The sequence below is a fragment of the Pseudomonas sp. 05N432 genome (assembly GCF_056396945.1).
Window position 1 is genome coordinate 82,085 of sequence record NZ_JBFTMM010000009.1, and the last position, 25,032, is coordinate 107,116.

24 protein-coding genes are annotated in these 25,032 nt (G+C 61.3%); 9 read left to right on the top strand and 15 right to left on the bottom strand.

The features are described 5' to 3' along the window. Nucleotides 1-4 precede the first annotated feature (4 nt). From AC1DHT_RS11670 to greB, 3 genes are read left to right on the top strand one after another with little or no spacing between them, the layout of a single operon-like run. Entirely contained in the window at nt 5-691 is a 687-nt protein-coding gene (locus AC1DHT_RS11670; RefSeq protein ID WP_103315652.1) for an ABC transporter ATP-binding protein, read from the top strand. Further along, a complete protein-coding gene (locus AC1DHT_RS11675) occupies nt 691-3,195 on the top strand; it encodes an ABC transporter permease (RefSeq protein ID WP_427547157.1) in 2,505 nt (834 codons plus the stop codon). The genes AC1DHT_RS11670 and AC1DHT_RS11675 overlap by 1 nt, the downstream gene beginning before the upstream one ends. 34 nt (nt 3,196-3,229) lie before the next feature. Then, nucleotides 3,230-3,727 carry a transcription elongation factor GreB gene (greB, locus tag AC1DHT_RS11680; protein ID WP_054596336.1) on the top strand — a complete coding sequence of 166 codons (498 nt, stop codon included), beginning with the start codon at nt 3,230-3,232 and terminating at the stop codon, nt 3,725-3,727. Between the two features lie 14 nt (nt 3,728-3,741). Here the strand turns inward: greB and AC1DHT_RS11685 are convergent, their stop codons facing one another. The 3 genes from AC1DHT_RS11685 to AC1DHT_RS11695 all read right to left on the bottom strand — a co-directional run bounded on the left by AC1DHT_RS11685 (nt 3,742) and on the right by AC1DHT_RS11695 (nt 6,260). Further along, a complete protein-coding gene (locus AC1DHT_RS11685; RefSeq protein WP_427533091.1) occupies nt 3,742-4,050 on the bottom strand; it encodes a class I SAM-dependent methyltransferase in 309 nt (102 codons plus the stop codon). A gap of 250 nt (nt 4,051-4,300) precedes the next feature. Then, nucleotides 4,301-4,735 carry a DoxX family protein gene (locus AC1DHT_RS11690; RefSeq protein ID WP_427538951.1) on the bottom strand — a complete coding sequence of 145 codons (435 nt, stop codon included), beginning with the start codon at nt 4,733-4,735 and terminating at the stop codon, nt 4,301-4,303. A gap of 103 nt (nt 4,736-4,838) precedes the next feature. Continuing rightward, nucleotides 4,839-6,260 (bottom strand): MltF family protein, encoded by a 1,422-nt coding sequence (locus tag AC1DHT_RS11695; protein WP_427538954.1) that lies wholly within the window; start codon nt 6,258-6,260, stop codon nt 4,839-4,841. 233 nt (nt 6,261-6,493) lie between these two features. On the opposite strand from AC1DHT_RS11695, the gene AC1DHT_RS11700 reads away from it, so the two are divergent. The 3 genes from AC1DHT_RS11700 to AC1DHT_RS11710 all read left to right on the top strand — a co-directional run bounded on the left by AC1DHT_RS11700 (nt 6,494) and on the right by AC1DHT_RS11710 (nt 9,455). Next, complete coding sequence (locus tag AC1DHT_RS11700) at nt 6,494-7,300, top strand: TatD family hydrolase (RefSeq protein ID WP_054596332.1); 807 nt, start codon at nt 6,494-6,496, stop codon at nt 7,298-7,300. Between the two features lie 109 nt (nt 7,301-7,409). After that, the gene (locus tag AC1DHT_RS11705; protein WP_427538957.1) at nt 7,410-8,891 is read left to right on the top strand and encodes a methyl-accepting chemotaxis protein; all 1,482 of its coding nucleotides are present in this window, start codon (nt 7,410-7,412) and stop codon (nt 8,889-8,891) included. Nucleotides 8,892-9,092: 201 nt separating this feature from the next. Beyond that, entirely contained in the window at nt 9,093-9,455 is a 363-nt protein-coding gene (locus tag AC1DHT_RS11710; protein ID WP_427538960.1) for a terminase, read from the top strand. 5 nt (nt 9,456-9,460) lie between these two features. Here the strand turns inward: AC1DHT_RS11710 and AC1DHT_RS11715 are convergent, their stop codons facing one another. From AC1DHT_RS11715 to AC1DHT_RS11725, 3 genes are all read right to left on the bottom strand, one after another. Beyond that, the gene (locus tag AC1DHT_RS11715) at nt 9,461-10,258 is read right to left on the bottom strand and encodes an acyl-CoA thioesterase (RefSeq protein WP_427538963.1); all 798 of its coding nucleotides are present in this window, start codon (nt 10,256-10,258) and stop codon (nt 9,461-9,463) included. Nucleotides 10,259-10,380: 122 nt separating this feature from the next. Continuing rightward, nucleotides 10,381-11,148, bottom strand: coding sequence for a CHAD domain-containing protein (locus AC1DHT_RS11720; RefSeq protein WP_427538966.1), 768 nt, complete (start codon nt 11,146-11,148; stop codon nt 10,381-10,383). A gap of 97 nt (nt 11,149-11,245) precedes the next feature. Then, on the bottom strand, nt 11,246-11,524 hold the full coding sequence (locus AC1DHT_RS11725) for a hypothetical protein (protein ID WP_054596327.1): 279 nt from the start codon (nt 11,522-11,524) through the stop codon (nt 11,246-11,248). 222 nt (nt 11,525-11,746) lie between these two features. Between AC1DHT_RS11725 and AC1DHT_RS11730 the strand changes: the two genes are divergently transcribed. Next, the gene (locus AC1DHT_RS11730; protein WP_427538969.1) at nt 11,747-12,784 is read left to right on the top strand and encodes a patatin-like phospholipase family protein; all 1,038 of its coding nucleotides are present in this window, start codon (nt 11,747-11,749) and stop codon (nt 12,782-12,784) included. 152 nt (nt 12,785-12,936) lie between these two features. Here AC1DHT_RS11730 and AC1DHT_RS11735 read toward each other — a convergent pair whose 3' ends face one another. From AC1DHT_RS11735 to kdpF, 6 genes are all read right to left on the bottom strand, one after another. Beyond that, nucleotides 12,937-13,635 carry a response regulator gene (locus tag AC1DHT_RS11735; RefSeq protein ID WP_427538972.1) on the bottom strand — a complete coding sequence of 233 codons (699 nt, stop codon included), beginning with the start codon at nt 13,633-13,635 and terminating at the stop codon, nt 12,937-12,939. Nucleotides 13,636-13,683: 48 nt separating this feature from the next. Then, complete coding sequence (locus AC1DHT_RS11740) at nt 13,684-16,335, bottom strand: DUF4118 domain-containing protein (protein ID WP_477761362.1); 2,652 nt, start codon at nt 16,333-16,335, stop codon at nt 13,684-13,686. 131 nt (nt 16,336-16,466) lie between these two features. Continuing rightward, a complete protein-coding gene (gene kdpC, locus AC1DHT_RS11745) occupies nt 16,467-17,012 on the bottom strand; it encodes a potassium-transporting ATPase subunit KdpC (RefSeq protein ID WP_427538978.1) in 546 nt (181 codons plus the stop codon). Between the two features lie 54 nt (nt 17,013-17,066). Further along, on the bottom strand, nt 17,067-19,145 hold the full coding sequence (gene kdpB, locus AC1DHT_RS11750) for a potassium-transporting ATPase subunit KdpB (RefSeq protein WP_427538981.1): 2,079 nt from the start codon (nt 19,143-19,145) through the stop codon (nt 17,067-17,069). Between the two features lie 11 nt (nt 19,146-19,156). Then, a complete protein-coding gene (kdpA, locus tag AC1DHT_RS11755; protein WP_427538984.1) occupies nt 19,157-20,851 on the bottom strand; it encodes a potassium-transporting ATPase subunit KdpA in 1,695 nt (564 codons plus the stop codon). Between the two features lie 8 nt (nt 20,852-20,859). Beyond that, on the bottom strand, nt 20,860-20,949 hold the full coding sequence (kdpF, locus tag AC1DHT_RS11760; RefSeq protein WP_019692955.1) for a K(+)-transporting ATPase subunit F: 90 nt from the start codon (nt 20,947-20,949) through the stop codon (nt 20,860-20,862). A gap of 321 nt (nt 20,950-21,270) precedes the next feature. On the opposite strand from kdpF, the gene eat reads away from it, so the two are divergent. Further along, nucleotides 21,271-22,635, top strand: a complete 1,365-nt coding sequence (eat, locus tag AC1DHT_RS11765; RefSeq protein ID WP_427538987.1) for an ethanolamine permease — start codon at nt 21,271-21,273, stop codon at nt 22,633-22,635. A gap of 123 nt (nt 22,636-22,758) precedes the next feature. Beyond that, nucleotides 22,759-22,926 carry a DUF2897 family protein gene (locus AC1DHT_RS11770; RefSeq protein WP_427538990.1) on the top strand — a complete coding sequence of 56 codons (168 nt, stop codon included), beginning with the start codon at nt 22,759-22,761 and terminating at the stop codon, nt 22,924-22,926. 45 nt (nt 22,927-22,971) lie between these two features. On the opposite strand, the gene AC1DHT_RS11775 is transcribed toward AC1DHT_RS11770, so the two are convergent. The 3 genes from AC1DHT_RS11775 to AC1DHT_RS11785 all read right to left on the bottom strand — a co-directional run bounded on the left by AC1DHT_RS11775 (nt 22,972) and on the right by AC1DHT_RS11785 (nt 25,019). Next, nucleotides 22,972-23,823, bottom strand: coding sequence for an urea carboxylase-associated family protein (locus AC1DHT_RS11775; RefSeq protein ID WP_427538992.1), 852 nt, complete (start codon nt 23,821-23,823; stop codon nt 22,972-22,974). 15 nt (nt 23,824-23,838) lie between these two features. After that, the gene (locus tag AC1DHT_RS11780; RefSeq protein WP_427538995.1) at nt 23,839-24,492 is read right to left on the bottom strand and encodes a GntR family transcriptional regulator; all 654 of its coding nucleotides are present in this window, start codon (nt 24,490-24,492) and stop codon (nt 23,839-23,841) included. 125 nt (nt 24,493-24,617) lie between these two features. After that, nucleotides 24,618-25,019 carry a hypothetical protein gene (locus AC1DHT_RS11785; protein ID WP_427529987.1) on the bottom strand — a complete coding sequence of 134 codons (402 nt, stop codon included), beginning with the start codon at nt 25,017-25,019 and terminating at the stop codon, nt 24,618-24,620. Between the last annotated feature and the right edge of the window lie 13 nt (nt 25,020-25,032).

Below are 25,032 nucleotides of genomic sequence, written 5' to 3' on the forward strand. Positions count from 1 at the left end.
CTCCATGGGCGCAAGCATTCTCACTGCGCGGAACCTTAGCAAAGTGGTTCCCAGCGCGGAAGGTGAACTGACCATCCTGCACGAACTCAACCTGGAACTGAACAAGGGCGACAGCCTGGCCATCGTCGGCAGTTCCGGCTCTGGCAAATCTACCCTGCTGGGTTTGCTGGCCGGCCTTGATCTGCCCAGCAGCGGCGAAGTCACCCTTGCCGGGCAAGCCCTGAGTAATCTGGATGAAGACCAGCGCGCGCGGATACGCGCCGAGCATGTCGGCTTCGTGTTCCAGTCGTTCCAGTTGCTCGACAGCCTCAACGCCCTGGAAAACGTCATGTTGCCGCTCGAGCTGGACGGCCGCAAAGACGCCCGCGAACGCGCCACCGAACTGCTGCGCCGCGTTGGTCTTGGCCAACGCCTGAGCCATTCGCCACGCCAGCTTTCCGGTGGAGAACAACAGCGCGTGGCGATCGCCCGGGCATTTGCCGCCGAACCCGATGTGCTGTTTGCCGATGAACCCACCGGCAACCTCGACACGCACACCGGCGAGCACATCAGCGACCTGCTCTTCGAACTCAATAAGGAAAGCGGCACGACCCTGGTCCTGGTGACCCACGACGAGCGCCTGGCACACCGCTGCCACCGCCTGATCCGCCTTGAAGCCGGCCTGTTGGTCGTCGCCCCTCTGGAGCCTTGATGGCACGTTTGCCGCTGTTGCGCCTGTTCAGCCTCGCCATTCGCCAATTGCTGCGCGATGCCCGCGCCGGAGAGCTGCGGGTGTTGTTCTTCGCCCTGCTGGTCGCCGTGGCGGCGAGTACCGCCATCGGCTATTTTGGTGCCCGCCTGAATGGCGCCATGCTGCTGCGCGCCACCGAGTTTCTGGGGGCGGATATGCTGCTGGAAGGCAGCTCGCCCGCGCGCCCGGAACAAATACAATCCGGCAAGGAGCTGGGGCTGCAACACGCTCAAGTGGTGGAGTTTTCCAGCGTCATCGCCACCGACAACGGCATCCAGCTGTCGAGCATCAAAGCGGTCGACGGGGTCTATCCATTACGCGGCCAGCTGAAAAGCGCGCCCGCGCCGTTCGCTCCCGAAGAGGCCGGTGGAAGTCCGAAACCGGGCGAAGCCTGGGCCGAGGCACGCCTGCTGACGGCACTGAATCTGAAGGTCGGCGACAACATCGATGTCGGCCTGAAAACCCTGCACCTGACTCGCGTGCTGACCTATGAACCGGACCGTGCCGGCAATTTCTACAGCCTTACGCCCCGGGTAATGATCAATCTTGCCGACCTGGCCGCCACCGGCGTGGTCCAGCCCGGCAGCCGGGTCAGTTACCACGAACTCTGGCGCGGTAGCGCACCGGCCCTGGAATCCTATCGACAACTGGTCAAACCGGGGCTGGCCGCCAACCAGCGCCTGCAGGATGCCCGCGACGGCAACCGGCAAATCGGCGGAGCCCTGGGCAAAGCCGAACGTTACTTGAACATGGCCAGCCTGGTCGCCGTGCTGTTGTCCGGCGTTGCCGTGGCGCTCTCGGCGACCCGATTCGCCACCCGCCGCTTCGACGCCAGCGCGCTGTTGCGCTGCCTGGGGTTATCGCGTCGGGAAACCCTGCTGCTGTTCAGCGTACAACTGACCGTGCTCGGCCTGCTGGCCAGCCTCAGCGGCGCCCTCCTCGGCTGGCTTGCGCAGTTGGGGTTGTTCGCCTTGTTGGGTGAATTGCTGCCCAGCGATGTACCACCGGGTGGGCTGCTGCCGGCCGCCGCCGGGATCGGCACCGGACTGGTCGCCCTCGCCGGGTTCGCCCTGCCGCCACTGGCGGCACTGGGTCGCGTACCACCGCTGCGGGTACTGCGCCGCGACATACTGCCAATCCCTTCCAGCACCTGGATGGTTTACGGCACCGCATTGGCAGCCTTGGGACTGATCATGTGGCGCTTGAGCCTGGACCTGCTGCTGACCTTCGCCCTGCTCGGTGGCGGGGTCATCGCCGCACTGGTCCTCGGCGGCCTGTTGCTGCTGGTACTCAACAGCCTGCGACGCCTGCTGGCCCGTGCGTCCTTACCCTGGCGCCTGGGGCTGGGCCAATTGCTGCGTCACCCGCTGGCAGCGGCGGGACAATCGCTGGCCTTCGGCTTGATTCTGTTGTCGATGGCGCTGATCGCCCTGCTGCGCGGTGAATTGCTGGACACCTGGCAAAACCAGTTGCCAAAAAACGCTCCCAACTACTTTGCACTGAATATTTTGCCCGCCGACAAACAGGCCTTCACTGATCGGTTGATCGAACTCTCTGCTCAATCCGCGCCACTGTATCCGGTGGTACCAGGACGGCTGATCAGCATCAACGGCCAACCGGTGCAAGGCATTGTCAGCAAGGACACCGAAGGTGATCGGGCCATCCAGCGTGATCTGAGCCTGACCTGGGCTGCCGACCTGCCCGCCGGCAACAGCATCACGGCCGGTAGCTGGTGGTCTGCGCAGCCGACAGGCGACGTACCCGGTGTTTCGGTGGAAGGCAACGTGGCCGAGAGCCTGAAGCTCAAGCTCGGCGATCACCTGGTTTTCACCGTCGGCGGGATTAACCGCGAGGCGCAGGTCACCAGCTTGCGCAAGATCAACTGGGACAACTTCCAGCCGAACTTCTTCATGATCTTCCAGCCCGGCACCTTGAAAGACCTGCCGGCTACCTACCTGACCAGTTTTTACCTGGCGGCCGGTCACGACCAACAGATCATCGACCTGGCGCGAGCGTTCCCGGCGGTGACCATTCTGCAGGTCGAAGCCTTGCTGGCGCAGCTGCGCAGCATCCTTGAGCAAGTCACGCTGGCGGTCGAGTACGTGTTGTTGTTCGTGCTGGCGGCCGGCATGGCAGTGCTGTTTTCCGGCTTGCAGGCGACGCTCGATGAGCGCATTCGCCAAGGTGCGCTGCTACGTGCGCTGGGCGCCGAACGGCAGTTGCTGGTCAAGGCGCGGCGGATCGAGTTCGGTTTGCTCGGTGCGGTCAGCGGTTTACTCGCAGCGCTGGGCTCGGAACTGGTGAGCCTGGTGCTTTACCGCTATGCGTTCGATCTGGCCTGGCACCCGCATCCGTGGCTGCTGTGGCTGCCGGTGATCGGCGCGCTGCTGATCGGCGGTGCGGGTGTGTTCGGTACTCGTCGGGCGCTGAATGCCAGCCCACTGACAGTCTTGCGCGAGGGTTGATAAACTTGATGCCTCCTGACCAAAAGAAACCGCAATGAGCCGCTACCGCCCTCCTCGCACCGCCGGCACCGCCCTCATCACGCCTGAGGGCGAAGCGCGGATGCGTGCCGAGTTCCATGAGCTCTGGCATGTACGCCGCCCCCAGGTGACCCAATCGGTCAGCGAGGCTGCTGCGCAGGGCGACCGCTCTGAAAACGCCGAGTACACCTACGGCAAAAAGATGCTGCGCGAGATCGACAGCCGCGTGCGGTTTCTCACCAAGCGGCTGGAAGCGCTCAAGGTTGTCAGCGAAAAACCCAGTGACCCGAACAAGGTCTACTTTGGGGCCTGGGTGACCATCGAAGATGAACACGGCAAAGAGTCGCGCTATCGCATCGTCGGCCCGGATGAACTTGATCTCAAACTAGGCTTGATCAGCATCGATTCACCGCTGGCGCGGGCCTTGATCGGCAAAGCGCTGGATGCCGAAGTCCAGGTTCAGACGCCTACTGGCGAGCAGTTCGTGTATATCGTCGCAATCGACTATCCCTGAATCTCGGCAAGACCTCAGCGACGGGTAATCAACCCTTGGCGAGCAACGCGTGTCAGTTGCCTGATCACTTCGGCTGCGTCTTCGGCGCTGGGCGACTGGATCACCGCCAGATCGAAGCTGTCGCTGGCAAAGCGCGCCAGCGATTCGCCGTCTTCGACAAACTGGATCAGGAACGCTGCCGGGCCGCCAGTACGACGTGGCCAGCCATCGAGATAACGCAGCAGTGTCGGCTGATGATTACCGCCAAGGAGGATTTTTGGATTGCGCTGGGTCGGGTGTGCCGTGATCGGCGCAGGACGTACTTGGGGGCGTAGTGCATTCATCGTGTCGTGTCTCTGCCTCAAAAGTCTGCATGGCAGGTGAGAGGCAACACCGAACCAGCGCTTTAGCGGTATTTCGAAGCCTGTTTCAAGCTTCTATCGGTAACCGGATGAGTTACCTGGCGCCCCGCAAGTAGCTGTTTAAATCGGCGCATGGCAAACATCCTAGAGAAGCCGACAGGACAGTGTCAAGAATCTCGCGCAACAAAAAAAAGACCCGCACAAGGCGGGTCTTTTGGTTGAGTCAGAGCCGTCAGCCGGTAATGGCACGATCGACCGACAACTTGCCTGCGCCTTCGATCAGTACGGCGATGCTGACGCCGAGCAGGGTCAGGGCATATTCATAGCCGTTGTTGGCCATGAACAAACCATTGTGAATGTGCACCGAGAAAATGGCGACCAGTGAGAGGAAGGCTAGCCCCAGCGCTGCCGGGCGTGCCAACAGACCGATGACCAGCGCCAGACCGGCGAAGAACTCGGTACCACCAGCCAGGATCGCCATCAGGTGACCCGGTGCCAGGCCGATGCTTTCCATGTACTGCGCGGTGCCGGCAATGCCATAACCGCCGAACATGCCGAAGAGTTTCTGTGCGCCGTGGGCCGCGAAGATAAGGCCGACGAAGATCCGCATAACGGTCAGACCGTAGCCAGCGCGGGTGGACAGTACCTTGTTGATCAGTGTGCTCATGCTATGTCATCCAGTGTAAGTGTGTGTTGGTTGACCGCTATATTAATCAGTAAACATAATGTTAAAAGCGCAAAAAACCCGCCATAACAATCAGTTTAGTCGATCATTTACGTGAGACAACTTTCTGACCTTGAGGCTCCAATGACTCCCGTTCCCGGTCATATGCCAAAAAGTATTTATTCACACTATTAACATAGCTGACAGGACCCATTCCCACCTGCTCCATAGCAATGCGCTCGACCTGGAAAAACCACTGATTGGGGTTCAAGCCGCGGCGCCGGGCCTCGGCACGCATCCCCTGAACACGTTCCGGCCCAAGGTTGTAGGCCGCCAGGACGAATGCCATGCGCTCACGCTCGTTGAGCTTCGGGCTGGCGAAAAACTTGCGACGGATCAGTGCCAGGTACTTGGCCCCGGCCTGCACATTGTTGTCCACGGACTGAATGTTATTGACCCCGACCCGTTGCGCCGCCGACGGGGTAATTTGCATCAGTCCGGTTGGACCGCTGCCGCTGCGGGCGCTGGGCTCCAACGCCGATTCCTTGAACGCCAGCGCCGCCAGGTTCAACCAGTCCATGCCCTGTTCCCGGGCGTGCTTTTGCAAGACCGGGCGCAGCTTCTCAAGACGTTGGCGGTCGGCGCGGTCCAGCGGGTAGTGAACCTGATACAGGCGTCGGTAAATACGCAGGAAAGCCACATCCTCATCGGACGGGGTCTTATAGGCTTGCAGAAAACGATCAATGCTCGCTCGCAACATCGATGCATCACGACGGACGAACCAGTACTCCTTGCCCGGCTCGCTGATGACCACCTGGCGATCGAAACGCAGCTTGGGCAGGATCTTGCCCCAGCGCTCGGCAATCGGTTGCTCGACGATGGTCAGGTGAAAAATCCCGCCCTGCACCATCTCCAGCACGTCTTCGACCGCCAGGCTCGGGTCGACCCATTCGACCTTGACCGGTGGCAGTTTGTGCAGCGCCAGCTTCTGATTGATCTGGTTGATTGCCTCACCGGCCGTGCTACCGGCGGGCAGCGCCAGGGTTTTACCGGAAAGTTGTTCAAGCCGGGTATAGCGGCGTTCGCCCTTGATCCCCACCAGCAGCAACGGCACGCTTGCGCCAATCGGCTCGCTGGTACTGACCGCGTGCGCGGACTGCGCATCGAGCAACTCCCCCGGTGCTACCAGGTCACCCTCGCCGCGCTGTAACGCGCCGAGCAATTGATCCTTGGCTTTGGGGATGATCTTGAGGGAGATTTCCTGGCCGTCACGGGCATGGCCATTGAGGTACTGTTCGAAGGCTCGCAGGCGATGGTATTCAACGCCGATGGCCTGGCCCTGGACCTCGCCGGAACTGTTCCGGCTCTGATTGACCAGCACCCGCAATACGCGGCTGCCGCGGATTTCCGCCAGATCGCGGACCTTGCCCGACTGAACGGCTTCCAAGGGACCCGCCAACCGCGCAACGGCCGGCATCGGCAGCAGCATCGACAAGCACAGCACTAGCAAAACCTGGAGTCGTGTCATCCGTTCTCCGGAAAGAATACTGTCCAACGTCTCGATATTTCGAGCCGTGGGTCGACAGAAACAGAGCGCCTGGAGCGCTGGCAGAGTGCGAAAGAGTGCAGCCGCGACGGCCAACTGGCCCGTCGAAGCTCTCTTCCGGCATCAAAAGACAGCTTTAACTCTTTGTAGTTCTTGGTTTTTATTATAAATCTACAGCTCTGGTATGCTTTCCGGCCAAAGGCTAGGGTCACACCATGCAACTCATCGATATCGGCGTCAACCTGACCAACCCCAGTTTCGCCGACAAACACCAGGCGGTACTCGATCGCGCCTATGCCGCTGGCGTCTGCCAATTGGTGCTCACCGGCACCAGTGTCGAAGGCAGTGAACAGGCCCTGGAGCTGTGCCAGCAACTGGACGAAACCGGGCAGCGGTTGTTCTCCACCGCCGGTATCCACCCGCATTCGGCCAGTGACTGGAATGCCGACAGCGCTCAGCGCCTGCGCAGTTTGCTCAAAGAACCCAACGTGCGGGCGGTCGGCGAATGCGGACTGGATTTCAATCGGGACTTCTCTCCGCGTCCGCAACAGGAAAAAGTACTCGAAGAGCACCTGGCAATGGCCGTCGAACTGCAACTGCCCGTCTTCCTCCATGAACGCGACGCCAGCCAGCGCCTGCTGGAAATCCTGCGCGACTACCGCGACCAGCTACCGGCCGCCGTGGTGCATTGCTTTACCGGCGAGAAGCGGGCGCTGTTCAGCTACCTGGACCTCGACCTGCATATCGGCATCACCGGCTGGATCTGTGACGAACGTCGCGGCACTCACTTGCACCCGCTGGTCCGCGAGATCCCGCGCGGGCGCTTGATGCTAGAAAGCGATGCGCCGTACCTGTTGCCCCGCAGCCTGCGCCCCAAACCCAAGAACGGGCGCAATGAACCGGCGTATCTGACCGAAGTGCTGCGAGAAGTAGCCTTGCATCGTGGCGAAAGCCTGGAAGACGTAGCCGCTCACAGCACCGCGTGTGCGCGAGCGTTTTTCGGGTTGCCGTCGGTTGATTGAACCCGCTACACCAGGATCATCATTGATCCACATCAAAAAGCCCTTCGCTGAGTAGCGGCACAATGCTGGCACCTTGCCAATACTGTTTCCGCTATCAGAGAAGACCTCCATGGGTGCCTGGCTTAGCAACATTTCGCTGAAATACAAATTCTGGGCGGTCAACGCGGTCGCCTTCGTCACCACCCTGCTGCTGGTACTGTATGCCGTGCAGCTGGAGCAACAAGCACGCAACCAGGCCTCACAGCAGTCAGCCGTCGCTCAAGCGCGGCTGATCAGCGGCTGGCCGGTCGGCCAGGCCTTGCCTGAAGCCGCGCACTTCCTGAGTTTCGGCAAAGGCCAGATCCCCCTGCTGAACCAACAGCCATTGCCCGAGTTGAACAACGCCAATGGCTGGGTTGAAATCAATGACATGCCTCTGTTTGGCGAGAACCCGTTGATCGGTGCCGAGGTGCTTTCGCGCACCAACGGCGAGCAGATCGCCGTTCTGGCCTATGGCCCGAGTTTGAGCCAGGTGTTCGGCGAACGATTCGCCAACTACGCGGCAGCCGTGTTCATCCTGATGTTGGCGATGCTTGGTGCCTCGCAACTGTTGATCCGTTTTCTGCTCGCCCAGCTCAACACCCTCAAGGACGTGATGCTGCACGTCGAAAAAACCGGCGACCTGTCGGCTCGCGTGCCACTGTCCTGCACCGATGAGGTGGGCCAGATGGCCAGCGCCTTCAACGCCATGCAGGCCGGCTACCAGCGCGTGGTCAACACCGTGGCCAATACTGCGCGCCAACTGGATCTCGGCGCGGCGCGCCTGGCCGCCAGCATGAACGACGTACGCCACGGCATGCTCGGCCAACAAAGTGAAACCGATCAGGCCGCCACCGCGATCAATGAGATGTCGGCCACGGTTTATCACATCGCCCAACATGCCGGCGCCACTCGCGACCTCTCGCAAACCGCCGACAGCCTCGCCGGCAGCGGCCAGGAAGTGGTCAGCCGGGTACAACAGTCCATCGCCGGACTGTCCACCGGGGTTCAGCAAACCGCCGAGATGATTCAGCGTCTCGCCGAAGACAGCCAGAAAATCAACGGCGTGGTCAGTGTGATTCACAGCATCGCCGAGCAGACCAACCTGCTGGCCCTGAACGCCGCCATCGAAGCCGCACGCGCCGGGGAAATGGGCCGGGGCTTTGCGGTGGTCGCCGATGAAGTGCGCAATCTGGCCAAACGGGTGCAGACGTCTACTGATGAAATCACCAGCATGATCTCGGCGCTGCAAGCCGGTACACGGGATGCGGTGGACTTCATGCAGGAAAGCTCGTTCAAGGCCGATGACTGTGTGCAGCAGGCTCAAGAAGCTGGCGCCGCACTGGCAGAGATCACCGGTGCCGTAGCGCAAATGCGCGAAAGCAACACCCAGATTGCCGTGGCGGCGGAACAGCAGAGCCAGGTGGCAGAAGAGATGAACCGCGCAGTGGTGAGCATCCGTGACGTCACCGTGAACACCGTGCAGCAGACTGTGGATTCGGCCACCACCAGCAATGAACTGGCGACACTGGCGGGTGAGTTGAGCAAGGCGATCGGGCAGTTGAAGCTTTGAGGGACCCATCGCGAGCAGGCTCGCTCCCACAGGTGATCGCATTCCAATGTGGGAGCGAGCCTGCTCGCGATGGGGCCAGACCAGTCAACATCAATGTTGGCCATGACACCTATCGGACCGATAGCCAACCTTGATTCGCCGCCTGCCATTGCCCCACCTATCCTTCAATCATGTGTTCAACACGGATCGAGGATTACCCACATGGGCAAACGTCACCCCAACCTTCCCGCCTGGCAATGGCGTGCATACCCGCAAAACCACCAGCACCCGACCAATCTGGTGTTGCACCTGATTGCCGTGCCGCTGTTCATCGTGGCGTTTCTGCTGATCGTTTCCGGGGTGTTCGGCCTGAGTTTTCTGAACGTCGCCATTGGCGTCGTCGGCCTGCTTGCAGCACTTGGCTTGCAACGCCACGGTCACAGCCTGGAGGTGCTAGCCTCCGAGCCGTTCAGTGATCGCAAAGATGCGGTGTCGCGCTTGCTGGTCGAGCAATTCCTGACGTTCCCGCGTTTTGTCCTCAGCGGCGGCTGGTGGCGCGCCTGGCGCAAACGCCATCATCGCTGAAGGTCTTACGCGAAAATAGTCACCGTCTGCCGGCTCAACGCAATCAACTGCCCTTCAGCGCTCCACAGCGCTGCGGCGGCGTGGCCATATCCGTCACGGGCGTGTTCGATTTCCACGAGATATTTGCACCAGTCCAGCGTGCTCAACGCCTGCAACGGCTGAACGAATTCGATGGTCCAGGTCAGGGTGCTGCCGGCCGCCGGTTTTTTCAGGTGCGGCAGCAATGCCGGAGGCCAGGCATCCACCAGCGCCAGAATGTGCGCCTCGGTGACCGGCTCTTCCTTGACGTCGCCACGCAAGCGAACCCAGCCGCCCATATCCCGGGATTTATTACCGGTGAACGGCAAACCGCCAACACTCCAACGCATCGCCAGATGGCGCATGAACTCGGGCGTCACGCCTTTGATGTAGGGCAGTTCCTGGCAATCGTCCCAGTGTTTCATCTCTGGCGCGGGCGCGGCCACCACCTCGACTTCGGAAGGACGCGAAGCGCCAAAGCTGCCCTGAACCAGGGTCACCACCTGCCCGTTCTGCACGGCTCGCCCCAGCACCTGGCTGACCGCTTTGCCTTCGCGCAGCACATCCACTTCAAAACTCACGGGCACACCGGGTTCGACCGGACCGACAAAGGTGATCGCCAACGAACGCACCGGGCGATCCGCCGGGACTTTCGCGCGCATGGCTTCGTACTGCAACGCCGCGACCAGACCACCGAAACTGGCGCGCCCCTGGGCCCACTCCGCGGGAATAGACAGCTCGTGCGGCGAACTGCGCACGGCGTCGAGCAAATCGGAAAAGCGCATGGAAACCTCAAGGCGGGGAAAGAATTGAACGATCTTAACCAGCCAACAGCGCCTGTACAGCGCCCATTCCGGCCAAAGAGGCTGACAGATAGGCCGCCAACGGCTACGAAAGGCAATCCACGTCAGGCTTTGAAGCAAGCCGAGATGAGTTTGTCGAGCACCCGATCGGCGCGACTTTCAGCCTTGGTCATGGTTGTTCGCCAGTCGGCCACGCAAGGCAGCAAGTCGGGCTCATGCTCGGCACGGGCCAACCATTGCCAGCAATCGTGCCAGTCGCCGAGCGCTTCCTGTGCCGATTTGAGACGCGGCATGGCAGCTTCGGGCAAGCGATCCAGTTCCGGGTAGGCTTCGATCCCATAGCGCACACGCTTGATCAACAGACGCAGGCGATGGCGGTCATGCGCGGGATCGTGCAGGGCCACATCCAGCGCTTTCCATTGTTTGGCCAGGCGCTTCTCGATGCGCGTACGCAAACCCTTGAGCAAGCCTTGACGCTGGGAGGCGCGCAAAAAGCGCGGAAAGGCGTCGAGAATCATCAAAAGCTGCGCCACTTCCGGGCTGTCGGCCACAGCCGGATAGGCTTGCGCCATTTGCACCATCCGGCGCCTGGCTGCGTGCGCGTGACCGTGTGCCAGCAAATATGCCGCCAGCACTTCGCGGTCGCGCAGCGGCGTGGTCAGGCCTCCGACACCTGCCGCCGCCGCTTCGAGTTGTTCGACACCGGGCAAACCGCGCAATGGCCGCAGCAGGCTGCGCAAACGGCGAACCGTCGTGCGCAAGTCATGCAGCGCTTCCGCGTCGGTGCTGGCGCTCAAGCGCGCCTGGCAGGCCAGCAAACGCACTTCCAGCCCCAACACCTTGGCCACCAACCGATTCACCAACGCAGACATCGCTCTCTCCCAAGTCGATAACCAACATCAGATCGCACGTTTACGCCCATGCTGTCGGTAAAACCGGGGGCCGACATGGCGCAAGGTGGAGGTGGATTCAACGCCCTGCGCGGGATTCGCGAATATAGAAGCGTGCTTTCTCGGCTTTTTTAGTGCAGCCCTCATAGGCCTCGAACTGCTGCTGGGTCTTGGCCCCGGTCAACAGCGAAAGTGCCTTGGAGTAACTCACGGTACCAGCGAAACCTTCGGCCTTGGCAATGTCCAGCTCCTGCCAGGCGGCATCCAGTTGACTACCGCAACTGTCGCGGTAAGCAGATTTTCCCGCGCAACCGGCAAGCACCAACGCGATCAATGGCAGACAGATCCAGGCTTTCATCAATGATTCCTCAAGGTATAAAAAACAATCGTGCAGGTAAGACGGCCAATGCTGCAAAAAGTGCCTTGGTCCACCCATGGAAACTATAGCGCTCGCGAGAGTACCCATGTGCCGTTATTGAGTATCGAAAAAACGACGGTAACAGCGTCTCAGAGTCAGCATGATTGAAGCACGCCCCCCATTGGGTGCATTGTTGAAGCCTGTTTGATGAAGGGGCGAGTCATGAAAAAGCGTGTCGCATTGGTGCTGGGCTCAGGTGGCGCCCGAGGCTATGCCCATATCGGAGTTATCCAGGAAATCGAAAGACGCGGTTATGACATCGCCTGTATCGCCGGTTGCTCCATGGGCGCCGTGGTCGGCGGTATATACGCCGCCGGCAAACTCAACGATTACCGCGACTGGATCGAGAGCCTGGATTACCTTGATGTACTGCGCCTGGTGGACGTGAGCTTTCGTCTTGGGGCGATACGCGGCGAGAAAGTCTTCGGGCAGATCCGCAAGATTGTCGGCGAGATCAACATCGAAGACCTGCGCATCCCCTACACGGCCGTCGCCACCGACCTGACCAACCAGCAGGAAATCTGGTTCCAGGAAGGCTGCCTGCACCAGGCGATGCGCGCCTCGGCGGCGATCCCCAGCCTGTTCACACCGGTCATGCAAGGCAATCGCATGCTGGTCGACGGCGGCCTGCTCAATCCTCTGCCGATTGTTCCGGTGGTCTCGAGCCATTGCGACCTGATCATTGCGGTCAACCTCAACGCGACCAACCAGCGGCACTATCAGTTGCCAGTGATCCAGCGCCCTGCCGCGTTCAAAAGCCGCTTCGACAACCTGCTCAACTCGCTCGGTTCACGCCTGCCGTTCCGCCGCAAACAGGCCGAACAATTGCTGCTTCTGGAACAGGAAGCACTGCGCAGTGAAGCCGCCGAAATCAACCCCTGGATCGAATCCGCCGAGCCCGAAGCGCAACAACCCGCTGCCGCCCCGGAAGGCGACGGGGCGCCGAAATCGGCCACGGGCTCATTTATCATCGACAACGTTGGCCCAGCCTCGTTGCTGGACTTGATCAACCAAAGCTTCGAAGTGATGCAAACGTCGTTGGCGCAGTACAAGATCGCCGGTTATCCACCGGACATCCTGATCAACGTGCCAAAGCGGGTTTGCCGTTTTTTCGAGTTCTACAAGGCGCCGGAGCTGATCGCGCTGGGACAGGAAATTGCCCGGGATACGCTGGATCGGTATGAGAATGAGCGCGATTGAGGATTTGGAGACTCTCGAGTGACTGTCCGGGCCTCTTCGCGAGCAGGCTCGCTCCCACAGTGAATCTTCACTGTTCACACAATTTGTGCTCAGCACCGAACCAATGTGGGAGCGAGCCTGCTCGCGATAGCGATTGACCAAACAACGCTGGACTACAGGCAAGCCTCATTCAACAACCGATACCCCACCCCCGCCTCGGTCAGGATAAACCTCGGCCGGGTCGGGTCATCCGCCAGTTTCTGACGCAGATGCCCGACCACAATCCGTAAGTAATGGCTGTCTTCGGTGTGGGTCGGGCCCCAGATGTCCTTGAGCAGTTGCTGCTGGGTGATGACCCGCCCGGCGTGGCGCGCCAGTTGCGCCAGCACCGAGTACTCCTTGCGGGTCAGCGCCACCTCGGCACCGTCCAGCAATACCCGCCGGTACGCCAGATCGACCGTCAACGGGCCGAATTTGAGCGCCGCTTCCTGGGCTTCACCCGCTGGAGCCTGCCGCAACAAGGCGCGGATCCGCGCCAGAAACTCCTGAATACCGAACGGCTTGGTCACGTAGTCGTTGGCGCCGCCATCCAGCGCCTCGACTTTCTGCCCTTCGCTGGCGCGCACTGACAGGACCAGCACCGGCACTGTCGACCATTCACGGAATTCGCGCAGCACTTGCTGGCCGTCCATGTCAGGCAGGCCGAGATCAAGCACCAGCAAGTCCGGCTTGTTCAGCGCGGCCTGGGCCAGGCCCTCGTTGCCGGTGCCGGCCTCAAGTACTTTGTAGCCCTGGGAGGCCAGGCTGATGCGCAGGAATTTGCGGATCTGCGGTTCATCATCAATAACCAAAATGGTCGTGGTCTGGCTCATGGTTCCAAATCAGGCAAAGTAAGTGGCGAGAGAGTAGCGCAGGCAGCATCAGGCTTCACTTTCAAACCCCGGCTGCTCCTGCAATGGCAAATGAATGGTGATGCAGGTGCCGCGCCCACCGATACCATCGGCGACGCTGATCCGCCCGCMATGGGCGCCGACCATGCCCTGGCAGATCGCCAGGCCCAGCCCGGTGCCCTGCCCGCCCCGATCACCACGGGCGGCGGTGTAGAACATGTCGAAGATCTTCGCGCGTTCCTCCTCGGGTATGCCCGGGCCCTCGTCACTCACGGAAAAAAACAGCTCGCTGTCACTGGCACCGGCACTCAGCTGCAAACGGCCATGGGCCGGCGAAAAGCGTGCGGCGTTTTCCAGCACATTCACCAGCGCCTGCTCGATCAATGCGGCATGCACATAGAGCAATGGCAACGCGCTCGGCACATCGGTGCTTACCTGCAACGGCGCCAGCACTGCACGCAAACGATTGAGCGAGCTGCCGACGATATCCGCCGGCGACACCCAATCACGCGCCAGCTTCAAAGCGCCGTGGCCCAGGCGCGTCATGTCCAGCAAATTCTGGATGTAGCGGTCGAGCCGTTCGGCTTCATCGCGGGTACCTTCCAGCAACTCGCGGCGATCCTCCAGCGGGATTGCCTCGCCCAGCGCCAGCAAGCTGTCGATGCTGCCGCGCATGGACGTCAGCGGTGTGCGCAAATCATGGGACACCGACGCCAGCAAAGCACTGCGCAATTGCTCGGTTTCACCGTGCAAACGTGCCGCCTCAAGGTCGTCGGCCAACTGCGCACGGGCCAGCGCTTGAGCCAGCGGCTGACTTAACGCAGTCAGCAAGCGTCGCCGCTGACCACTGAGCTGCTGACCCTCTTTCGGGCAAACACCGAGCAAGCCCAACGGCCCGTCGTCGACCGACAACGGCCACCACCACCAGCGACCGAACGGTAACGTGCCGGTGCCCATGCCGGCCGGTTGATCGTGCTGCCAGGCCCAGTCGGCGGCAGCACGCTCGGCTTCGGAAAACTGCAGCGGGCCACCGGTTTCGACCTTCCAGCCACCCTGCCCGTCACGGTTAACCAGACACAATTGCAGATCGTTCCAGCCAACCAAGTGTGCCGCCGCCGCGCTGATCACTGCTTGCCGGTCGGTGGCGGCGGTGAGCTTGCGCGACAGGTCGAGCAGTTCGCTGGTCTCTTGCTGCGTGTCGCGCAAGGCTTCCAGCTGGCGCCGCTGACGCGCCGCGAGGTTGCCGGTGAGCGCCGCCATCAGCAGGAAAAACAGCAGCGTCAACACGTCTTCCTCACGCTGAATCGCAAAGGAGAAGGTCGGCGGAATGAACAGGAAATCGTAGGTCAGAAATGACAACGCCGCACACGCCAGCGCCGGCCCGAGGCTGCTGCGTACCGCCACCAGCAACACCGCCGCGAGGAACACCAGCGAGATATTCGGCAGCGGCAAAATACTCGACACCGCCCACGCCAGAGCGCTGGCCAGCACCGTCGCCAACAGTGCCAGCGCATAGTCGAACCAGACCAACGAATGCGCCGAACGCTGATGCGGTTGATGCTGCTGTTCATCGCTGTCGAGGACGTTGATTTCCAGGCCACGGGCATTGCGCAACAAGCGTGAGGCCAAGCCGCCGCCGAACAGCCGACGACGCCAACGCTGACGCGACTGACCGACCAGCAGCAGGCTGGCACGCCGTTCGGTGGCGTGTTGAATCAGGGTTTTCGCCACTTCGCCAGCGCGCAGCAGCACCACTTCGCCGCCCAGCCGTTCAGCCAATTGCTGAGCGCTCTGCAGGCGCAAACGCGATTGCTCGTCGCGCACGGCGCCGTTGTCCACATGCACCAGGCTCCACGGCAAATGCCGACGCTGCGCGACCCGACTGGCATGTCGCACCAGACGCTCGGCCTGGGCATCGCCATCGACCCCCACCAACAAGCGACCGCGCACGGCCGGAGCCGCCTGGCCCAACTGTCGGTAGCCGCGACTCAGGTCATCATCGACCTGCGCCGCCGCGGTTTGCATCGCCAGTTCGCGCAGCGCCGTGAGGTTGGTTTGGGTGAAGAACGCATCGATCGCCGCTCGCGCCTGCTCCGGCACATAAACCTTGCCATCTCGCAATCGCTCGAGCAGCTCGCGCGGCGGCAGGTCGATCAACAGCAGTTCGTAGGCTTCTTGCAGCACCCAGTCAGGCAGGGTTTCGCGCACTTGCACGCCGGTGATCCCGCGCACCTGATCGTTAAGACTTTCCAGGTGCTGGACGTTGACCGTGGTGTACACGTCGATGCCCGCTGACAACAACTCCTGGATATCCTGCCAACGCTTGGCGTGGCGGCTGCCGGGGGCGTTGCTGTGAGCCAGTTCATCGACCAGCACCAGTTTCGGCTTGGCCTTGAGCAGGCCATCGAGGTCCATTTCCTCGAGCATCACGCCACGGTATTCCGAGCGCACCAACGGCAACTGCGGCAAACCGCCGAGCAGCGCTTCGGTTTCCGCCCGACCGTGGGTTTCCACCACCCCGGCCATGACTTTCACGCCTTGTCGCAGCTGGGTGTGGGCGGCTTGCAGCATGGCGTAGGTCTTGCCGACACCGGGGGCGGCACCGAGAAAAACCTTGAGCCGGCCACGACCATCACGGGGCAAATCTGCTAACAGTGCGTCGGCGCGGCCGGAGTCGCTCATGCTTGAAAGTCTCTGTTTGTCTGTTGTTCAGGTGGTGATTGCAAAACCGTCATCGCGAGCAGGCTCGCTCCCACAAGGACAGTGATGAACCCGTGGGAGCGAGCCTGCTCGCGATTGGCGGCCGCACAGTCTTACAACTTCTCCAGCGCGATGTTCAGTTCCAGCACATTCACCACCGGCGGTCCTACCAGCGGCTGCTCGATGTGCGCGTCCACCAACTGCTCGACCGTCGATATCGGCAGATTGCGCGCCGCCGCAACCCGCGACAGTTGATAGGCAATTGCCGCCGGAGGCAAGTGTGGATCGAGGCCGCTGCCAGAGGTGGTCAGCAATGCCAAGGGCACCGGCCCCTGGCCTGGCACCAGCAGTTTGTTGGCATCGTCGATCACCCGGGTCGCGAGTGCCGGATTACTCGGTGCCAGGTTACTTGCACTGCTTGAGACGGTCGCAAATGCGCCCGCCGATGGCCGTGGATGGAACCACGCATCACCGACAAAATCCTGGGCAATCAGGGACGAACCGCGCACCTTGCCATCGGCGTCACGCACCAGGCTGCCATTGGCCTGATCAGGGAACGCCACCTGGGCGACACCGGTGACCACCAGTGGATAAGCGACGCCGGTGATCAGGGTCATCAGGACCAGCAGGCTCAAGGCCGGACGAATCATTGTGGACATCATCAAATCCTCAATTCAGGTAAAACGCCGCGCCCGGGGCGCGGCGTGCAGCAGTTACACCAAGTGCAAAGCAGTCAGCAGCATGTCAATCAGCTTGATGCCCACGAACGGCACCACGATGCCGCCCACGCCGTAGATCAGCAGGTTGCGGCGCAGCAGGTGTGCAGCGCTCGCGGCCTGCACGCGTACCCCGCGCAGGGCCAACGGGATTAGTCCGACGATAATCAAGGCGTTGAAGACGATGGCCGAGAGAATCGCGCTCTGCGGACTGCTCAGGTGCATGATGTTCAGCACGCCCAGTTGCGGGTAGATCGAGGCAAACAGCGCCGGCAGGATGGCGAAGTACTTGGCCACGTCGTTGGCGATGGAAAACGTCGTCAACGCGCCGCGCGTCACCAGCAACTCTTTACCGATCTGCACCACGTCCAGCAGCTTGGTCGGATCGCTGTCGAGGTCGACCATGTTCGCGGCTTCGCGCGCGGCCTGAGTCCCGTCGTTCATTGCCATACCGACGTCAGCCTGAGCCAGCGCCGGCGCATCGTTGGCACCATCACCGCACATGGCGACCAGACGCCCGTCGTTCTGCTCGTGACGAATGCGGGCGAGTTTTTTCTCCGGCGTCGCTTCGGCCAACACGTCATCGACACCGGCTTCAGCGGCAATTGCCGCCGCGGTCAGCGGGTTGTCGCCGGTCACCATCACCGTGCGAATCCCCAGCTTGCGCAGTTCGGCAAAACGCTCGCGAATGCCCGGCTTGACCACGTCCTTGAGGTGGATCGCACCGAGCAATTTGCCCTCGGCACACACCAGCAATGGCGTACCGCCGCTTTGGGCAATCTTGTCGATTTCCCGGGACATCGCCGGCAGTATCTCGGCACGCGTCAGGCCAACGAAGGCCAGCACCGAATCCACCGCGCCCTTGCGGTAGACACGGCCCTGATAGTCAACGCCAGACAAGCGGGTTTCGGCACTGAACGGTACAACGGTCAGCACCTCGGTGGACGGTTCAGCCTGTGGATGAAGTCCGCGCAGGTACTCGACGATCGACTTGCCTTCGGCCGTGTCGTCGGCCAGCGAAGCGAACAGCGCACCTTCCGCCAGTTCCTTGGCGCTGACACCCGGCGCGGCATAAATCGCGGTGCAGCGACGGTTACCGAAGGTGATGGTGCCGGTCTTGTCCAGCAGCAACACATGCACGTCGCCCGCCGCTTCTACCGCACGGCCGGATTTGGCGATCACGTTCAGCCGTACCAGACGGTCCATGCCGGCGATACCGATGGCCGACAACAAACCGCCGATGGTGGTTGGGATCAGCGTCACCAGCAGCGCCACCAGGAACACCAGCGGCAGGTTGCCGTTGGCGAAGTGGGCGAACGGCTGCAAGGTCACGACCACCACCAGGAAGATCATGGTCAGGCCGATCAGCAGGATATCCAGCGCCACTTCGTTCGGGGTTTTCTGGCGTTTGGCGCCTTCAACCAGGGCGATCATGCGATCCAGCGTCGACTCACCGGGATTCGCGGTAATGCGCACCAGCAACCAGTCAGACACCAGTCGAGTGTTGCCGGTGACCGCCGAGCGGTCACCGCCGGACTCGCGAATCACCGGTGCGGATTCACCGGTAATCGCCGCTTCGTTGACCGCGGCAATACCTTCGATCACCTCGCCGTCGCCGGGAATCATCTCGCCGGCTTCGACGCGAACCACATCACCTTTGCGCAGGCTGACTGCTGGCACTACCTGAAAGCTGCCATCGGCTTTCTTGCGCCGAGCGCTCAAGCCTTCGCTGCCGGCCTTGAGGCTGTCGGCACGGGCCTTGCCACGACCTTCGGCCAAAGCTTCGGCGAAGTTCGCGAACAACACGGTGAACCACAGCCACAGGGCAATTTGCGCCGCCACAAACGTCGGCACTGCCGGATCTGGAATCACGCACAACACGGTGGTGAGGATCGCGGTCAGTTCGACCACCAGCATCACCGGCGAGCGCTTCAACTGCCGTGGGTCGAGCTTGACGAAGGCTTGCACCAGCGCCGGCCGCCACAGGGCCGAGATCGCGGTTTTCGGTTGCTCGACAGGTTGCGCCGGCACAACGTGTGGTGCGGCTTTTTTCGATACACGAACGGGCATATTCATCATCAAATCCCTCAGAAGCCCAGGCTCAAGTGTTCAGCGATAGGCCCCAACGCCAGGGTCGGCAGGAAGGTCAGGCCCCCCACCAGCAAAATGGTCACCGTCAGCAATGTCACGAACAGCGGACCATGGGTCGGGAAGCTGTTCTGGCCAATCGGTGCGGTTTTCTTCATCGCCAGGCTGCCGGCCAGGGCCAGTACCGGGAGGATGTAGCCGAAGCGCCCGATCAACATGCCCAGGCCCAGCATCAGGTTATGGAAGGGCGTATTGGCGTTCAGGCCGCCGAATGCCGAACCGTTGTTGGCGCTGGCGGAGGTGTAGGCGTACAGCAACTGGCTGAAACCGTGGGGGCCGGGGTTGCTGATGGTTCCCGCAGGGCCAGGCAGGCTCGCCGCAATGGCACCCAGTACCAGCACGCCGATCGGCATCACCAGCAAGGTCACCACCAGCAACTGGACTTCCTTGGCTTGCAGTTTCTTGCCGAGGTATTCCGGTGTACGTCCGATCATCAGACCGGCGAGGAACACCGCGATCAGCACGTTGAGCAACATGCCGTAGAGACCGGCGCCGACGCCGCCGAAGATCACTTCGCCGACCATCATGTTGATCAGCGCGACCATGCCGCTCAGCGGGTTGAGGCTGTCATGCATACCGTTGACCGAGCCGTTGGAGGCTGCGGTGGTGGTCACCGACCAGAGCACGGTCGCGGTGGTACCGAAGCGTGCTTCCTTGCCTTCCAGCGGTGCAGCCTGTTCGACCGCAACATTGTTCAGGGTCGGGTTCGGCTGGTATTCAGCCCACAGCGACACCGCGCCACCGATCAGGAACAGCGCGAGCATGCAGGCGATGATCGCCCGGCTCTGACGCAGGTCCTTGACGTAATGGCCGAAGGTGAACACCAGCGCCACCGGGATCAGGATGATCGACGTGACTTCGAACAGGTTGCTCCAGGCCGTCGGGTTCTCGAACGGGTGCGCCGAGTTGACGCCGAAGAAGCCACCGCCGTTGGTACCCAATTGCTTGATCGCAATCTGGCTGGCGGCAGGACCCAGTGGGATCACTTGATCCACGCCCTGCATCGTCAGYGCATTCACGTAATGAGCGAAGGTTTGTGGCACGCCCTGCCAGACCAGGAACAGCGCCAGCAACAGGCACAGCGGCAGCAGTCCGTAGAGGGTGGCGCGGGTCATGTCGACCCAGAAGTTACCGAGGGTTTGCGCCGATTTGCGACCGATGCCGCGACACAAGGCAACCAGAACAGCCAGGCCGGTGGCGGCGCTGACGAAGTTCTGCACGGTGAGGCCGATCATCTGGCTCAGATAGCTCAGGGTCGCCTCACCGCTGTAGGACTGCCAGTTGGTGTTGGTCATGAAGCTGACGGCAGTGTTGAACGCCTGCGTCCACTCCTGGCCCGGCAGATTCTGCGGGTTGAGTGGCAAGTAGTCCTGAAACAACAGGATCGCGAACAACAGCAAAAAGCCCGCGAGGTTAAATGCGAGCAACGCCAGGGTGTATTTCTGCCAACTCTGTTCGCTCTGCGGGTCGACCCCGGCCACGCGATAACAGCCGCGTTCCACAGGCCCGAGGATCGGCGTCAGCCAGGTGCGCTGGCCTTCCATCACCTTGTAGTAGAACCTTCCCAGGAACGGTGCCGGAATCAGCACCACGGCGAAGAACGCGAGGATCAGCCAATAGTCATAACTGTGCATAGCCGCTCCTAGTGCTGATCCGCGCGCAACAGCGCAACCAACAGATAAATGAACAGTCCCACCGCCAACAGCAGGGACACCCCGTCCAGAACACTCATGGAATTTCTCCGTCGTACGGCAACTGCCGCGTGTGGCGCAATTGTCCGCAGGAAGGCTGTAAAGGAACGAGACCGAGGGGTTGGGTGCGGCATAAAGAAAGCGTAAAGAGTGGGTTTATGCGGGGATTACAGTGGTGGTCTGGCGGGAGTCATCGCGAGCAGGCTCGCTCCCACAATTGGAATGCCATCGTCCATGCAACGTCGAACTCCTGTGGGAGCGAGCCTGCTCGCGATGACGGCAGAACAGGTGCCCACGCCCCCAACTGGCGCCCACTGCACACGCCCTCCCCCGGGCTTTCCAATCCGCTGCGGGAGAAACGCATGAACACACAACTCAAACCGACGTTGGGCACGCTGCATTTATGGGGGATCGCGGTCGGGCTGGTGATTTCCGGCGAGTACTTTGGCTGGAGTTACGGCTGGGGTGTAGCCGGAACGCTCGGCTTTCTGGTGACCTCGTTCATGGTCGCGACCCTGTACACCTGCTTCATTTTCAGCTTCACCGAATTGACTACGGCGATCCCGCACGCCGGCGGCCCTTTCGCCTACAGTCGCCGCGCCTTTGGCGAAAAAGGCGGACTGATCGCCGGCCTGGCGACGTTGATCGAGTTCGTCTTCGCACCTCCGGCCATTGCCCTGGCCATTGGCGCTTATCTCAACGTGCAGTTCCCCGCCCTCGACCCGAAACATGCAGCGGTCGGCGCCTACATCGTATTCATGGGCCTGAACATCCTCGGGGTAAAACTGGCGGCGACCTTCGAACTGGTGGTGTGTGTGCTGGCAGTCATCGAGTTGCTGGTCTTCATGGGCGTGGTTGCCCCGGCATTCAGCTTCAGCAATTTCGCCCTCAATGGTTGGGCCGGCTCCGATGCATTCGGTGGACCGGCCATCGCCGGGATGTTCGCGGCGATTCCCTTCGCTATCTGGTTCTTCCTCGCCATCGAAGGTGCGGCCATGGCCGCCGAAGAAGCCAAGGACCCGAAACGGACGATTCCCAAGGCCTACATCAGCGGCATTCTGACCCTGGTATTGCTGGCCATGGGCGTGATGTTCTTTGCCGGTGGCGTGGGTGACTGGCGGACCCTGGCGAACATCAACGATCCGTTGCCGCAAGCGATGAAAGCCGTGGTCGGTGAAAGCTCCGGCTGGCTGCACATGCTGGTGTGGATTGGCCTGTTCGGGCTGGTGGCGAGCTTCCACGGGATCATCCTTGGCTATTCGCGACAGTTCTTCGCCCTCGCCCGCGCCGGATACCTGCCGGCCTACCTGGCCAAGCTGTCGCGCTTCCAGACCCCGCACCGGGCAATCATCGCTGGCGGCCTGATCGGCATCGCGGCCATTTACAGCGACGGGCTGATCAACCTCAGTGGCATGACCCTGACCGCCGCGATGATCACCATGGCGGTATTCGGCGCTATCGTGATGTACATCATGAGCATGCTGAGCCTGTTCAAACTGCGTAAAACCGAACCGAACCTGGAACGGACTTTCCGTGCGCCCGGCTACCCACTGATACCGGCGACCGCCCTGGCATTGGCGGTGGTGTGCCTGGTGGCGATGGCCTGGTTCAACGCGCTGATCGGGGCGATCTTCCTCGGCTTCATGGCGGTCGGTTTTGTCTACTTCCTGCTGACAGCGCAATTGCGTGCCGATGCACCGGCAGATGCGATGCTGACCGGTCTTTGATGAGGTGCCCCAGGCAGAACAGGCCTAGAATGGAACCATAGAGAAACGCCGTGACTCAAAATGGATAGGCACGGCGTTGACGCGAAACCATTCGCGCCAACACCTGTCCTGAAGGAGAACCCTATGCCCTGGTATGCCTGGTTGATTCTGGTGGTTGCTATCGGATCGATCGTCGGTGGCTTGATGTTGCTGCGCGACACTGCGAACAAAGTGGAATTGACCGACGAACAACGTAAACGCGTCGCTGAGCGCAACGCCGAAGCGGACGCCAAGGATGCGAAAGATCGTTGACTGAACTGTGGCGAGGGAGCTTGCTCCCACGCCACAAAAACTTCTCTACTTCTCCCACTCGGCTTTGGCGATATGCAAGCCGTGCATCCCCTTGTACGCGGCCCGCTCAGGCTGGCTCCAGCCGTCGAGCAACGTTTCCTCCAAACGATAGATTTCCACGCCCAAAGGCCGGCAGACGCTCAACGGGTCCTGCGCATTCGGCCCCCACATCGGCAGCGACAAATCGCCCCCCGGGCAGGTCGACAATGCACACAGCAGATCGATCTCGGCGAAGAACTCCAGATAATCGCCCTTCTGCGCCGGGCAGGCCTTCATGAAATACATATCGTCGTGGTTGAGCCCCGTGCACTGAAAGATGTTCAGCACGTCATGCACGTCGAACTCGGTCAGACCGTGAGGTAACACGGCGCGGGTCAGGTTCGAATGGCAATGGTGATGGAAGTCCTCGCCGGTGAGCATTTTGTTCACATAGGGATCGCAGCGCGTGCCCAGCAGATCGTGCAGACGTCCGCCGTGTTCGTCGATGCCATAGTTGGCCAGGCTGTCGTCGGTGATGGTCACCAGCGGCCGCAGAAAAGGCAGGTTCGACCACAGCCGGTCATGGGTGCTGACATGAGCCCCCTGCAATTGCCGGGTCCGCGCAGCCCACAGCCGCTCGCGCGGGTCGTTGGCATTCCAGACGTTGAAGTCTCCCACTTGCGGGCCCACGGGTGTGGTCACACGAAACACATGCCCCGCCGGGACGTGCCAGGCGCGGCCGGTGCGGATCGGCACTTCAAATTGCTCGATCAGCGTGCGCGCGGCCGGTGTATCGCGGATCCGCTCGTAGAAGGCTTTATCGATCTGCAACGCCGAACCCTTACTGACCTGATAAGCCGCGGGATAGTCTTTGTACATGGCATGAGTCCTCGATCAATGACGGGAAGGATGGTTGAACAACTCAAGCAATTGCTGTTCGGAATCGTCGAGATAGTCGCTCAAGGCGTCGTAAGCGCCGGGCTTGTCGCCCTCGACCAGCAAGTCGTGAATGTGCCGGTCGCGCTCAAGCCAGGGCGCCTGGAAGCGGGACTCGTCAGGTGCCGCACTGAACACCAGGCGCAGTTGCGCAACGACATTGGTAAAGAATTCATCGAACAGCGGGCTGCGTAACAAACCGACAATGTGTTGGTGAAAACGCAGGCTGTGGGTGCCGACAGCCCGCCAGTCTTCACGCTCGCGGGCCAACTGCGCGGCTTCAATGGCGTCGATCATGTGATCGGATTGGTATTCGCGCAGCGGTCGGCTGGCGCTGATGGCCTGTAGCTCCAGCGTGCGTCGGACCTGAAACAGGTCGCGCACCTGATCGGCGCCGAGCTGGCGAACCATCACGCCTTTATTTCGGACATAAAGGGTCAGGCCCTCCTGCCCCAAGCGGTGCAGCGCTTCGCGGATGGTATTGCGCGAGGCGTTGTAGGCAATCACCAGATCGCCTTCCACCAACGCCCGGCCTGGTAGCAAACGACCGCCAATGATGTCGGCACGCAACTCCAGTGTGATGTGGTCAGCCAGGGACAGTCCGCTGCTCATACTCATCGCCTCAAGATTGTTCAACAATCGTCAACCAATGAGTAATCACTATTCGTGCCAGTTTCAACCTGCATGCCACGCCTGGCGCACAATGCAAAACGGCGACCCTTGGGTCGCCGTTTTCGTTACTGACTGTATTGCTTGCCCAATCCTGGCGGTACGCCATGGATGTCGATCTCTTCCCACGGACCGTTCGGGCTGATGCTGCGACTCCAGCCGTTGTTCCAGCGGTAGTAGGTGCGCTGGCGGTAGAAGGTGTCGGTCTGGTTGTCGAGAACGTAGACGCCGAGTTTCGCATCCCAATGGCTGTTGCCGCCCGGCGGTGGGGCAAAGCTTGCCGAGGTGCGCGGCTGCGGTTTGCCAGGTTTGTTTGGGGTCACCGGTTTGCCAGGGGCGGTCGTCGGTTTGCTGCCTGGGTACGATGACGGAATGGGCGGCAACCGCTCTTCATGTGACGGCGGCTGGACCGCACATGCACTTAACCCCAAGACTAGACTGAGCAGGGTGATACGAGCGATGGCGGTCATAGCGGATTCCTGA